The organism is Rhodoglobus vestalii, from assembly GCF_006788895.1.
Classification (GTDB): Bacteria; Actinomycetota; Actinomycetes; order Actinomycetales; family Microbacteriaceae; genus Rhodoglobus; species Rhodoglobus vestalii.
This window is the reverse complement of sequence record NZ_VFRA01000001.1, coordinates 1299272-1312742: the sequence shown is the minus strand read 5'-3', so window position 1 is coordinate 1312742 and position 13471 is coordinate 1299272. Positions and strand designations below refer to the sequence as shown.

At 58.7% G+C, this 13471-nt stretch carries 12 protein-coding genes; 7 read left to right on the top strand and 5 right to left on the bottom strand.

Translation table 11 applies throughout. From position 1 onward, the window contains the following. Positions 1–95 precede the first annotated feature (95 nt). The 7 genes from FB472_RS06325 to FB472_RS06295 all read left to right on the top strand — a co-directional run bounded on the left by FB472_RS06325 (position 96) and on the right by FB472_RS06295 (position 8079). Positions 96–1340, top strand: a complete 1245-nt coding sequence (locus FB472_RS06325) for a cupin domain-containing protein (protein WP_141990190.1) — start codon at positions 96–98, stop codon at positions 1338–1340. Further along, positions 1333–2379 carry an aldose 1-epimerase family protein gene (locus FB472_RS06320; protein ID WP_141990189.1) on the top strand — a complete coding sequence of 349 codons (1047 nt, stop codon included), beginning with the start codon at positions 1333–1335 and terminating at the stop codon, positions 2377–2379. The genes FB472_RS06325 and FB472_RS06320 overlap by 8 nt, the downstream gene beginning before the upstream one ends. Next, positions 2376–3887, top strand: a complete 1512-nt coding sequence (locus FB472_RS06315; RefSeq protein WP_141990188.1) for a sugar ABC transporter ATP-binding protein — start codon at positions 2376–2378, stop codon at positions 3885–3887. The genes FB472_RS06320 and FB472_RS06315 overlap by 4 nt, the downstream gene beginning before the upstream one ends. Further along, positions 3884–4867, top strand: coding sequence for an ABC transporter permease (locus FB472_RS06310; RefSeq protein WP_141990187.1), 984 nt, complete (start codon positions 3884–3886; stop codon positions 4865–4867). Before FB472_RS06315 ends, FB472_RS06310 begins: the two co-directional genes overlap by 4 nt. Beyond that, on the top strand, positions 4864–5886 hold the full coding sequence (locus FB472_RS06305) for an ABC transporter permease (RefSeq protein ID WP_141990186.1): 1023 nt from the start codon (positions 4864–4866) through the stop codon (positions 5884–5886). The genes FB472_RS06310 and FB472_RS06305 overlap by 4 nt, the downstream gene beginning before the upstream one ends. Beyond that, a complete protein-coding gene (locus tag FB472_RS06300) occupies positions 5883–6863 on the top strand; it encodes a sugar ABC transporter substrate-binding protein (protein ID WP_141990185.1) in 981 nt (326 codons plus the stop codon). The genes FB472_RS06305 and FB472_RS06300 overlap by 4 nt, the downstream gene beginning before the upstream one ends. 79 nt (positions 6864–6942) lie before the next feature. After that, the gene (locus FB472_RS06295; protein WP_141990184.1) at positions 6943–8079 is read left to right on the top strand and encodes a Gfo/Idh/MocA family protein; all 1137 of its coding nucleotides are present in this window, start codon (positions 6943–6945) and stop codon (positions 8077–8079) included. Here FB472_RS06295 and FB472_RS06290 read toward each other — a convergent pair. The 5 genes from FB472_RS06290 to rhaS form a co-directional block, all read right to left on the bottom strand. After that, positions 8076–9092, bottom strand: coding sequence for a LacI family DNA-binding transcriptional regulator (locus tag FB472_RS06290; RefSeq protein ID WP_141990183.1), 1017 nt, complete (start codon positions 9090–9092; stop codon positions 8076–8078). The two genes, FB472_RS06295 and FB472_RS06290, sit on opposite strands and share 4 nt — an antisense overlap. Positions 9093–9250: 158 nt before the next feature. After that, positions 9251–10417, bottom strand: coding sequence for an L-rhamnose isomerase (gene rhaI, locus FB472_RS06285; protein ID WP_141990182.1), 1167 nt, complete (start codon positions 10415–10417; stop codon positions 9251–9253). Then, on the bottom strand, positions 10417–10824 hold the full coding sequence (locus tag FB472_RS06280) for an L-rhamnose mutarotase (RefSeq protein ID WP_141990181.1): 408 nt from the start codon (positions 10822–10824) through the stop codon (positions 10417–10419). The genes rhaI and FB472_RS06280 overlap by 1 nt, the downstream gene beginning before the upstream one ends. A 10-nt stretch (positions 10825–10834) precedes the next feature. Further along, a complete protein-coding gene (locus FB472_RS06275; protein ID WP_141990180.1) occupies positions 10835–12298 on the bottom strand; it encodes an L-fucose/L-arabinose isomerase family protein in 1464 nt (487 codons plus the stop codon). Positions 12299–12395: 97 nt separating this feature from the next. After that, positions 12396–13448, bottom strand: coding sequence for a rhamnose ABC transporter substrate-binding protein (gene rhaS, locus FB472_RS06270; RefSeq protein ID WP_141990179.1), 1053 nt, complete (start codon positions 13446–13448; stop codon positions 12396–12398). Between the last annotated feature and the right edge of the window lie 23 nt (positions 13449–13471).

Below are 13471 nucleotides of genomic sequence, written 5' to 3'. Positions count from 1 at the left end.
TTCACTGAACACCGGTTCATTGAACCAGATAAGGCAAAGCAGCCTGTGCACATCGCCTCGCTGCCGCTACAGCGTGAACGAAGGAGAAAATGCACATGGTTGACGGAGCCTACGAGAGCGTCGCTTCAAGCACAGTCGGAATGGATCGCGCGCTTAACGCGGGCAAAGGCATTGTGCAACTTGCGCCGACGTGGGTTCCTCGTGCCTTCTGCACCCCTGGCCGCCGCATCCGATTGCACCCCGACGATTACTTTCCGTTCGCGCAGGGTCGTGGTGGCGTAGACGAGCGTTGGCTCTCGTCGGCAGTGCGTGCAGACAACGGTCCCCTCACCGGCGCCAATGAGGGACTCAGCCTCGTCGTCGACCCTGATGGCGGCCCGCTGTTGCCGTTCGATGAGTTCGTCGGGCACCACAAGGCGGAAGCAATCGGAAGTCGCCTCTGGAACAAACATCAGAGCTGGCCGATGTACTCGAAATTCTTTGATAATCAGCAAGCCCTGCCTTTTCACGTTCATCACACGGATGAAAAAGCGGCTCTCGTAGACAAGCCTGGCAAGCCTGAGGCGTACTACTACTCACCGCACATGAACAACCATTTGGGTGACCAGCCCATCTCTTTCCTCGGATTTCAACCGGAAGTAACCACTGACCAGGTCAAGGCGCGTCTCATGCGCTTCCGTGACGGGGGAGACAACCGAATTACTGATCTTTCCCGCGGGTATCGCACACAATTGGGCACCGGCTGGGATATCCCGTCTGGTGTGCTTCACGCTCCCGCGAGCATTTGCACTTATGAACCTCAAGCAGCCTGCGATGTCTTCTGCATGTGCGAATCCTGGAGTAATAACCGCGAAGTTCCCGAAGAGCTTTTGTGGAAGGATGTCCCGTCGGAGCACCACGGTGACTTTGACTTCATCATCTCCCTGCTCGACTGGGAGAAGAACATCGACCCGAACTTCGTGACCAACCGATTCATGGCCCCATACTCGACGGCACATTCGCTGGCCGATGGAGAGCGCGACTACGTTGAGAAGTGGATCGTCTATCGCTCGCCGCATTTCAGCGCTAAAGAGCTGACAGTGCGTCCGGGGGCAACCGTAACTATTACGGATGCTGATGCCTATGGGCTTATCGCAGTGCAGGGAAATGGCACACTAGGAAATCACGACATTGCCGCCGTCACCCTCATCCGCTTCGGCCAGCTGAGCCAGGATGAGTTCTTTGTGACGGAAGCTGCGGCGCGCGCGGGTGTAACTGTCACCAACCGCTCGTCGACTCAAGACCTCGTCATCCTGAAGCACTTCGGCCCGGAGAACGCTGAGTTGGGCCTCCATGTCTAGCGTGTTTGGCCTTAGAGGCGGAGCTCTGAGACAGCGAGTTGGCTCGCTGTCTCAGGTCGTCAGACTCGACAGCTTTATTGAGGCTGAAGGACCAGCACGGGGTTCACGTCGCCTGCGCGTTGTGAACGGTGGGGGAATCGAGCTTGAGCTGCATCCCGACCGGGCACTCGACATCGGACAGCTAACATTCGAGGGAATCCCGATTGCATGGATTTCGCCTACCGAAATTACCGCCCCTGAGCTCTATGAGCCTGAGGGCGCCAGGTGGCTTCGTACATTTGGAGGCGGCCTGCTCGCGACCTGCGGCCTAGATAATTTTGGGCCAGCGAACGAGGACGAGGGCGAGGCTTTCGGGTTGCACGGCAGAATTGGTGCACAAAAGTCCCGCGTCGTGCGGGCTGAGGCAACTGATCGCGAGGTCGTTGTCGAGGCGGTGACACGTCAGGCTGCGGTGTTCGGCGAGAACTTTGTCCTCCGTCGCAGAATATCTACAGAAGTCGGTTCGAACTCGTTCTTGCTCGAAGACACCGTCACCAACGAGTCTTTCGATGAGCAGCCGCACATGATTCTCTACCACATCAACGTCGGCTGGCCACTGCTCTCCGAGTCGACGCTTGTCGACATTCCCGCCATCCTCACGGTGGCGAGAGACGAGATCGCTGAGATCGGGATCGAGTCGTGGAATTTAGGCGACGTACCGACTGCAGGGTTCAAAGAACAGGTATTTAGGCACACGCTTGACCGTCAGTTGCCGGCTCGGATTCGGGTAACAAATCCTGAACTGGGGTTGGAGCTGAGCCTCGAGTTTGCGGGCGATGAACTCCCCTGGCTCTATCAGTGGAAGATGGTCGGGCAGGGGAACTACGCACTCGGCATCGAGCCCGCTAACAGCCCCAACGTATTCGGGCGCAGCGCAGCTAGAGCTGCGGGAGAACTGCCGACCATTCCCGCTGGGGAAAGCGTTCGATACAGCGTGCGGTTCACCCTTGAGCGGACCGCGGGATCCGATAGCGGTCGCGACGAAGGGAGTTCAGCATGACAGTCGGCACGACTCACGAAGTCGCTCTAAGGATGACCGGAATTACCAAGTCATTTCCCGGTGTTATGGCACTCCAAGACGTTGATCTAGAGATCAACGAGGGAGAAGTGCATGCAATCGTTGGCGAGAATGGCGCGGGCAAATCCACGCTGATGAAGATTCTTGCCGGTTTTTACCAGCCCGACAGCGGTGAAATTGAGGTGGGAGGGCGCAACGCCAGCCACTGGAACCCCCGCGAAGCTCGCACCCGTGGCATCGGGATGATCTACCAAGAATTGAATCTCGTCCCAGATCTCACGGTTGCCGAGAACATCAGTCTTGGGGCCATGCCCAAGCGGGGACCTTTCGTTGATTATCGGGCGATGAACGCGAAGGCCTCAGCGGTGCTTCGCGAGCTCGATACCGACATCGATCCAGGAACCCGGCTCGGCGACCTGTCAATCAGTCAGCAACAGTTGGTTGAGATCGCGAAAGTGGTTGCCCGTGAACCCAACGTTGTGGTGTTCGACGAGCCCACATCCTCGCTCGGTGACAAAGAAACGCGCGTGCTCTTCAAAGTGATCACGACAATGCGTGATCGTGGAATAGCAATCATTTACATCAGTCACCGTCTTCGAGAGGTGATGGAAATTGGTGACCGCGTTACCGTGCTCCGTGATGGCCGCCATGTCGAGACCCGCGATGTGCTTGGCATCACCCCGGACGAAATGGTTCGCCTGATGGTGGGGCGCGACCTCAGCGAGATGTTCCCCAAGTTGGATCTTGAGCTCGGGCAACAGGTCCTTTCTATCGAGGGTGCATCGCGAGAAGGTCAGTTCGACAATGTGACGCTGGATGTTCGTGCGCACGAAATTGTAGGGCTCGCGGGTCTCGTCGGTTCTGGACGCACAGAGATCGCACGTGCGCTGTTTGGTCTTGATCGCCTTGAGCAAGGAACGATCACGCTCAGCGGCGAGACGGTGAAGATTCGTTCACCTCGTCAGGGCGTCGCCGCTGGAATCGCCCTTGTTCCCGAAGATCGTAAAGGTCAGGGGATCATTCCCGGGCTCTCGGTTCGAGAAAATTTCACGCTGCCGGTGATTACGCGAATCACTAACGCTCTTCTGATCTTCTTGGGCAGAGAGCGAAAGATTGTGACCGAGATGGCCGATCGGCTGAAGGTAAACCCGCCTCAGGTCGAACGCCCCCTCAATGTTTTCAGCGGCGGAAACCAGCAGAAAGTTGTCTTAGGCAAGTGGCTGCTGTCGAAGCCGTCGTTGCTCATCCTGGACGAACCCACGCGCGGCGTCGACGTGGGAGCGAAAGCTGACATCCACCACATCATCGGCGAATTCGCCCAGGCCGGCGGTGGTGTTCTCATGATTAGTTCCGAGCTCCCCGAACTGCTTGCCGTGTGCGATCGGATTTTTGTGCTGCATGAAGGCATTGTCGCCGCGGAGATTTCCCGTGCGGACGCCACGGAAGAGTCGGTCATGCGTGCGGCAACAGGTCAGGAGGTGGCCGCGTGAATCAGCTTGTCGCACCAGCACGCGATCTAGATAAAAGCACAACCCCGGGAGCGCTTTTCAGCACTCTTAGTATCCCCATCGCGATTGTGGCACTTGTCGTAATCGGATCGATTGCATCGCCGTCATTCTTGACGGTCAATAACCTGACGAACGTGCTCAATGCCAACTCGGCAGTCGGGCTTGTGGCTTTGGGCATGACCTTTGTGATGGTCTCGGGAGGTCTTGCCGATCTTTCTGTGCCGGCGAACGTAGCCATGGGCGCACTCGTTACTTTGGGTGCTCAGGATGCAGTGGGCATTGGCGCAGCTGCAGCGCTTGGCTTATTGGTGGCTACTCTCGGGGGCGCAGTCAACGGCGTGTTGATTGGCTACCTTCGGATCAATCCGATCATCGCCACGCTTGGCACGGGCTCTGTTCTGCTCGGCCTTAGCCAACTCCTGGTGGGTGGCGGCATTGTTTACTCACAGCCCAACGAACTCGCTAATTTTGTGAAGAGCAGTATCTTGGGAATCCCCGTTCTCATCTGGGTGTTCGTATTTGTCGCTCTAATTCTGCATCCACTGCTGGCCAGAACTGCTTTTGGTCGGTGGAACCTCGCGGTTGGCGGCAACTACCGGGCAGCACAGGCGAGTGCTGTTCCGGTGCGCTTCACTAAAGCCGCGGCATTTGCAATGACCGGTTTTCTCGCGGGGCTGTGTGGGGTGTTATTGGCGCTCAGCAACGGTCAAGCACGGCCAATCATCGGTACCGGGTATGAGTTTGTCGCGATCACGGCGGTGGTCATCGGTGGCACCAGTGTGTTTGGTGGCAACGGAAGTGTGCTGCGCACTGTTGGTGGGGTGCTCATCACGGCTCTTATCGGCAACTTGATCATCTTGCTTGGGTTTCCGAGCCAAGCAACCGGGCTCATCACTGGCGCGATCGTTCTGGCGGCTGTCGGCGTCGATGCGTACTTCCGACGGAAGGCAGGCAGGCAATGAAGCACTTCGACATCGCACTGATCGGCACTCGCGCGGTTCAGTACCGACTTCTGGTTATGCTGCTCGCGGTCGCCATTTTCGGCGGCGTGAGCGTTGATGACTTTCTCACGATGGATACGCTCCAGTCGGTGATCGATCGCGCAACGGTTGTCGGCTTCTTGGCTCTCGGCCTAACCCCGGTCTTGATCGCTGGACAAATCGATCTGTCTATTGGATCGATGATGTCCATGGCGGGTATTACAACGATCTTCCTGCAGCCATTCATCGGCAACCTCCCCGCTGCCGGTGTCGGTGTTCTTGTGGGCGTGCTGATCGGCGCGATTAACGCTCTGATGGTTGTTGTCTTCAAGATCAACTCGCTCGTGGCCACGTTGGCAACGCTGTTAATCTTTGCGTCACTTGCGCTATTGCTAACAAATTCCTACCCTCTGAGCTCGGAAGACCCGATCTTCGGGCTTCCGCTGACCGCTGACTTTTTAGTCATCCTCACGCCACGCTCGGCGATCTTTCTGATCGCTGCTGTACTCATGTTCGTGTGGCTCAAACTCACCCCCACAGGGCGAAACCTATACGCGGTCGGTAGTGACGCGAGTGCTGCTACCTCCAGCGGAATCAATTCCAACGGCTACATTGCGGCATCGTTTGTCCTTTCAGGCTTTTTCGCTGGCGTAGCCGGGATGATGCAGTCCCTGAGCACGGCGGCAGGATCACCAGTTGCTGGCGCGGTCATGCTCATTCCGGCAATTACCGCGGTGGTTATTGGAGGTACCCGCCTTGAGGGTGGTCGAGGTTCCTCCCTCGCAACACTGGGCGGTGTCCTCGCATTGGGCGCTCTGACTACCGCGCTTGAGTACAACGGAGTTCCGTCGTATACGCAAGCGATCTACACCGGTCTTCTCCTGATTCTGTTGATCAGTCTCGACCGCATCGTTTCCGGAAATTCCGGCACAACTTCCCGCGCGCGAAGAAGCGTGAGGGTTGCACCAAGAAACTCACCACACCCTAGGAGGAACGCATGATTGCACGTCGAAAAATGTTCGTTGCGTCGGCTGCTGCCGCTGTCTTGTTCGCAGTTGCGGGCTGCGCTAGCACCGACTCAGGTACCGCATCCGGTGACTCGGATGGTGTTGAGGGCAAGAGCATCTGCTACGTAACTCTCGCCAACTCGCACCCCTACGTCACCCCTGCCAACGAGGGCGCTCAGGCTGCTGCTGATGCAGCCGGGGTTGAACTCACGATCGTCAGTGAGGAGTTCTCCGCCCAGGTTGGCGCTGAGCAACTCAACTCCTGTGTCTCGCGGGGGGTAGACGGAATTCTACTGTGGCCCGCTGACGAGAACAGTTACCTTCCCGGTCTGCTGAAGGCCGAGCAGGCAGGCATTCCCGTCGTCGCCATTGACACTCGTGCAGGTGAAGAGTCGATGAAACTGATCGCCTCGTTTGCCGGAGCTGACAAGTATGACCAGGGCAAGATCAGCGCTCAGCAGCTCGATAAAGCGCTGGAAAGCACGGGCGGCATCGTTGTGATCGCAGGCCAGGCTGGCAACGGAACTGAGATCGCGCGAAGCGGCGGATTCCTTGATGAGCTCGAGAATCTCAACTCGGGCCTCGAGATCTTGGCCACAGTGAACGCGGACTTTGACCAGCAGAAGGCCCTCGTGGCATCGCGCGACTTGATCACGAAGTTCGGTGCTGACATCAAGGGTGTCTACGCTCAGGATGACACCATGGCGAAGGGCTTCCTCCAGGCGCTCGAAGAGAGCGGGCTCGGTTTTGTGCCCGTTGTTGTGGGCATCAATGGTGAGGCTGGCGCTTTCGACAACATCCGCGAAGGGAAGCAGTTCAGCACCATCCTGCAGCCTCCTTTCCGCAATGGCGAGCTCGCCATTGAGACGCTCATCGCTGTGATGAAGGGTGAGACGGTGCCCGAAATGGTTCCTCTGGAGAACACGGTTGTTGACAGCTCCAACGTCGATACCCTCGAACCTGCAATGTAGTTCGAGACAAATTCAGTAATGGTGGGGCCACGCTCAATAGCGTGGCCCCACGTTCTTAACGGAGGAGAAAGGGCTAGCAATGGTCGATACAACGGCAAAAACAATTGGCATTGGCCTTATTGGCGATGGCCTGATGGCTAAAGAGCATTCGATGGCGTGGCGAAACGTGCGCGCAGTATTCGGAGATCTGCCGCTTGAACCCCGGCTCGTAACTCTCGTGCATCCCACTCTTGATCGCGCGCGTGCGGCGGCTCAGCAGTACGGCTTCGAGCGGGCATCTGAGTCATGGCAGGACGTCGTGAATGACCCCGAGATTGATGTAATCAACATAGTGACACCCAACGCATTCCATGAAGAAGTAGCTATCGCTGCCGCACGAGCGGGAAAGCATGTGTGGTGTGAGAAGCCGCTCGCGCTCACGGCGGCGGGTGCGCGCGCCATGACGGAAGCTGCTGAAGCTGCGGGAATCTCCACACAGGTGGGATTCACCTATTTGCAAAACCCAGGAATCGTTTTGGCCCGTCAACTTATTGACGCCGGTGAGCTGGGCGAACTTATCTCTTTCACAGGATTCTTTAGCGCAGACACCATGATCGACCCCGAGGTCCCCTATACCTGGCGCACGGATCGTGCGCGCGCAGGCGGGGGAGCGCTCGGCGACCTCGGTTCCCACATGATTTCTATCGCGCACCACCTCGTTGGCGGTATCGGACGAGTGAGCGGTCTCACAAAGACTGTCGTAACTGAGCGAACGGATGCACACGGCATCCGCCATTCGGTTGATAACGATGACTACTCGCTGACGCTGCTCGAGTTTTCCAATGGAACAATTGGATCGATGCAGGCCAGCCGGGTCTCAGTCGGGCGTGCATTCGAAGTGTCCTTTACATTGACAGGCACTCGCGGCGCTATCCGGTTTAGCCAACAAGACAGCCACAAGCTTGAGGTGTCGTTGGCGTCGGATGCCCTCGATACCCACGGATTTCGAACCATAGAGCTGGGACCGCAGCATGGTCTTTACGGGGCACTTTGGCCAATGTCGGGCATCAATATTGGGTTGCACGAGCTCAAAATCTTCGAAGTAAAGAAATTTATTGATGCGATCGCCGCGGGAACAACCTCATCTCCCGACTTTCGTGAGGCGTGGGAGGTGCAGAAAGTAGTTGAGTCGATCGAAGAGTCTGACCGGCTGCGTTCGTGGTGTGAGGTCTCTTAGGTCGCGGCCGGGCCGGTTGATGCACGGATAATCAGCTCGGGCTCGAAAATAACGTGCTCATGAACGTGCGCCGTACCCTGCTCAATTTCGTCAAGAATCATTCGTACGGCAGTGCGGCCAAGTTCGTTTCGAGGTTGGCGCACCGTCGTAAGGGGAACCGTAGAGGCCCCGGCCCATTCGAGGTCATCAAACCCGATGATCGATATCTCCCCGGGTACAGAGATCCCATCGAGAACAAGTTCTTGCAACACGCCAAGTGCGAGCATGTCGTTGGCGCAGAAAACTGCTGTAGGACGCTCTGCGCGCGGGCGCTCGGCGATGATTCGCCCCGCATTGCGGCCTTCGTCAAACTTCCACGAGGGGGCATCGATTCGCTCGATGCTCGACTCCGAAAATCCTGCTGCGGACGCGGCATTGAGGAGGCCTTCGAACCGGTGGTCGACCTGACGCGAAATTGATGCGCCCCCAACAAAGGCGATTCGGCGGTGCCCGAGTTCAAGCAGGTGTTCACCTGCGAGTCGACCTCCAGCCGTGTCGTCGGTGGCAAGCCAGCAGCATGGTCGGTCGCCAGAGATGCGGTCGACATAGACCACTGGTACACCGCGTTGGATTAGTTCTTCAAGTCGTGGGTTTCGCTCGTCGACGGGCGTAATCATGATGCCGTGAACACGCTGTTGCACCAGCAGGTCAAGGTTCTGCTGCTCGCGTGACGGGTCCTCACCGTTATGCACGATCACGACCCCGACACCAAAATCTTTCGCGGCAGCTTCTGCGCCGAGTGCAACGTCAACGAAGAAGGGGTTGCCCATGTCGGCGAGAGCGAAGCCGAGTGTTCGTTCGCGCCCTGTACGATACTGTCGAGCATTTGCGACGGGAACGAACTCAAGCTTTTCGATTGAGCTCAGCACCTTCTCGCGGGTCGAGGCGTTGACGTAGCTGGGGCGATTAAGTACGTTGCTGACGGTGCCCGCCGACACACCAGCATGCCGTGCTACGTCCCGAATATTCGCCATTGCGCCTTCCGCTACCTTTGATTCATTGAACCGAACCCAAAGTAAGCGTACACCTCGCGCGGTGTTACTGCGGCGGTTAGCGAGTATTGGTCAAGAGCACATCGCCGCAGAGCGACAACCGCGCGGAAGATGTCGCCCTGGCGACGGTACCCAGAGGCTTACGCTCCCCAGCCGGCCTGCACGCCACCGACCCGGTCTTCTGCGATCTTCTGCTGGTAGCCCGAAGCGGCATACGCGGCCATCGGGTCAGCGGGAAGCCCACGCGATTCGCGCCACGCGGCAAGGTCTGTGCGTACGTCGGTGTAGAAGGCATCCATCAGAATCCCATTGGCACCAAGAACGTCGCCGGCATCCTGTGCAACCGTCAGCGCCCCGGTATCGACGAGCAGTGCACGCGCGGTCATCTCCTGCACGTTGAGCACGGAACGCATTTGGCCGGGAATCTTGTCTTCAACGTTGTGGCACTGGTCAAGCATGAAAGCGACTCCGCTGTCTGTGCCGTAACCGCCCCCGCGAATAACCTCGAAGAGGATGCGGAACAGTTGGAACGGATCCGCTGCACCAACGATTAGGTCATCGTCGGCGTAGAAGCGCGAGTTGAAATCGAAGGAGCCGAGCTTGCCGAGACGCAGCAACTGCATCACGATGAACTCAATGTTGGTGCCGGGAGCGTGGTGGCCGGTATCGAGACACACGAGGGCGCGCTCGCCGAGGGCCGCTACCTGGGCGTAACTGGTTCCCCAGTCGGGCACGTCCATGTGGTAAAAAGCGGGCTCGAAGAATTTGTATTCGAGCACCATGCGCTGCTCGTCACCAAGACGCTCATAAATCGTCCGGAGTGATTCGGCGAGACGATCCTGGCGACCGCGCAGGTCGGCCTGGCCGGGGTAGTTTGAGCCGTCAGCAAGCCAAATCTTGAGGTCACGTGACCCGGTCTGGTCCATGATGTCAATGCACTCAAGGTGGTGGTCGATCGCCTTCCGGCGAATTGTGGGGTCCATGTGGGTGAGGGAACCGAACTTGTAGTCGTCGTCTTGGAACGTGTTTGAGTTGACCGTGCCGAGCTCGACACCGTGCCCATTGGCAAAGCTACGCAGTGCGCTGTAGTCCTCGACCTTGTCCCACGGGATGTGGAGGGCCACCGACGGCGACAGTGCCGTGTATTTGTGCACCTGGGCGGCATCCGCAATTTTTTCTTCGGGGGTGCGGGGAGTGCCGGGGGTGCCAAAAACTTTGAAGCGCGTGCCGGAATTGCCAAAGGCCCAGGAGGGCAGCTCGATAGCTTGTTCTTCGAGGCGGGAGGTGATGTCACTGAATTGCGCCATTAGAGTTCATGCTTTCTACTGGAGTTTTGACCGGTGGTTAGGTCGGGATTGTGGTCGGTGGGTTTCTGTCGCCTGCTCACCTCAAGCTGATCCGCAAGATTAAAGACTTCTGTCAGCGGAATGAAGCCCTCATCGGGGGGAACATCTAAGTCCACAAAGTGATCGCCCATGAGTGCTTGCCAGCGGGCGTTCACTTCAGTCTTCGCCATCGCACGCTGCGCTGCCGCCAGATCATCGCACTCGACGTAGCCGATCAGCATGCCGTCGGCACGCAGGAAGAGCGAGTAGTTGTGCCAGCCGGTCGCTGCGAGTGCTTCGAGCATTTCTGGCCACACGGCTGCGTGCGCCTCTGTGTAGGCCTCAATATGGTCAGGCTTCACTTGAAGCTGAAAGCAATAACGGTTCACGGGTGCAGTCCTAACGCCACTTCGGCAGTTCGGTCATGTCGACGTGGCGGTGTTCGATCCCCAGCAGGCTGGCGGCGGCGTGGATGTCGCCGGCCACGTGCCCAACGCACAACGCCCAGTGGTGACCGACACCGGTCTGCGACCACTCGTCCACCCACTCACCAGGGTCGCCCCCGAAGGAGACGCGGGAGGTGGTGTTGCCGATCGCCAGCAGTGGGCCGGGGGTTACGGTGCCCTCGCTGGTGATGAAGGTATAGCTGCCGTCACGATCCTGACCGATTCCGAAGGTCGTGACCGGGCCCTGCTTCACATCGAACTCAACAGAGACGCCGTAGCCGCGTTTGCCGTGGTAAACACCGAGGCCGCGCAGCAGCGGGTCACGCTCAGAGACGGCGAGGTGGGCGGGGCCGTCGTGGCCCATCTCGACCACATCATCGAAGAAGTTGAGAGCCTGAATCTCGGTGAAGGAACCACCGGCGCCAATCGTGTGGGCGGCGAGCATTGCCAGGCTGGTGCGCAGTTCATATTCGCCCACAAAGGGGATGCCGCGGGCGGTCAGCAGGGAGGAACCAAGAATCATGCCGGCACCGAGGCGCTCATGCTGCTCGCCGTTGAGACCGCGGTGGTAGTAGGCGGCCGAGTCGAGGTCGAAATCCTCGACCAGGCGATCAAGCCCCACACTCACCTTGGCGCCCCACGCGAAGTCCTCTTCGCGCACCGATCCATCGAGTTCAAATAGCTCGCGCGCGAGGTTCATGCGCTCCGTGACCTGCGTATCCGTCACCTCGTCAACGCGCACGCGGAGGTCGTCGAATTCGAGCACCTCCACGTGGGAACCGAAGTGGGTGGAGACGAGCGTGAGGTCGGTGGAGACGTCAAGCATCCCCGGGTAGACGTGGCCCATGAGGCCGTGGCGAGCGTGACGCAGGGTGGCGCGTACCTTTGCGGCATTCACCCAGCGGTTGATACGTGCCCAGGCACGCTCATCCTTGAGGTGGCCAGAGACGCTGCGAAACTCGATCCCGGCGCGCTTGAAGACATTGGCGACCTCGGGAACGGGGCACTGACCGCAGTAGGCGAGCCACTTCCCGGTGTCGAAGTTGGCGTGATCCATCGCCTCGGTGGGCTGGAGATCAATGACGAGAACGGGGGACTTCGAGCGCTGGGCAATGGGCAGCACCATCGACGCGGTGAGGTAGGTGGTCAAAAAAATGACAATGAGATCGCAGTCAGCCCGGCGCAGTTTCTCGGCAGCGACGGCTGCCTCCTGAGCGTCAGAGATGAATCCGACGTCCACGACTTCGACATCCAGTGCAGTGAAGCGGTCGGTTACGTACTTGCTTGAGCGCTGCAGTTGAGGCAGAAGCTCAGGAAACTGTGGCCAGTAGGCGGCAAGGCCACCGGCGACGAGCCCGATACGGGTAGCGCGGCGTTGCTTCGCGGGGAGCAGCTCGGTGGCTGAAATGCGGGACATCTTTTGCTCCGAAGGGTGGTTCTGGTGGTTCTGACGGTCTGGTGGTGCCCCGAGTCCAAGCACAGGAGCGGTTGGACCCGGGGCGGAATGCGACTACTTAGAAGGCGTATTCATCGATGTTGTCTGCGTTGAAGCGCGTGGGCGGTCCAACAATTGCGACGCCATTCTCTCCAACGGTGATCTCGCCCATGTCACCAGCATCGAAGGTGTCACCCTCGGCGCCAGTGATGGTGCCGTCAAAGAGTGCCTTACCGGCGAATGCTGCAACATATCCGAGCTGAGCCGGGTCCCACAGTGCGAACTCTTGGACGGTGCCGTCCTTGACGAATTCGCGCATTTCGTTGGGGAGTCCCAGACCGGTCAACGCTACTTGACCCTTGTAGTCGGAGGTCGACAGGTACTTGGCTGCTGCTGCGATACCAACCGTCGTGGGCGAGATGATGCCCGCGAGGTCGGGGTACGAGGACAGCAGTCCCTGTGTTTCCTGGAACGACTTGTCAGCGTCGTCATCGCCGTAGACCTTGGCCACGAGGTTGATGTCTGCGTAGTCAGGGTTAGACGCAAGCTCCTCCTCCATGAACATGATCCACTCGTTCTGGTTTGTTGCCGTTGCTGTTGCTGACAGAATAGCGATGTCGCCGGCTCCGCCGATCTGCTCTGAGATGATCTCGAGTTGAATCAACGCAACGTCCTTAGCAACAACCTGGCTGATGAAGATGTCGCGGTAGTCGGGGTTGGTGTCCGAGTCAAAAGCCACGATCTTCGCGCCCGCTTCACGTGCGGTTTGCAGCGCAGGGCCAACGGCGTCGGGGTCGTTCGCCGCGATTACGATGACGTTGGTCCCCTCCAATGTGGCCTGCTCGATGAAGGGGATCTGGGCGCTAGCGCTGGCCTCGAGGGGTCCGAGAACCTGCGAGTCGTACCCGATTTCGGCAGCTCCCTCTTCTCCTCCGCCGAGAACGACGTCGGTGTAGGGGTTGTTGAGCTGCTTGGGGAGGAATGCGATGGTTTGAGCGTCGCCGCCCTCACCGTCGCCGGTTCCGCCGTCGGTAGTGGCGGCACAGCCGGTAGCGGCGAGTGCCACAACCGTTGCCATTGCAGCGATCGAGCCGATGCGGCCGACTCTGCTGCTGGGGGAAAACAACTTCATTGTTCTTCCTTTCATAACACGCC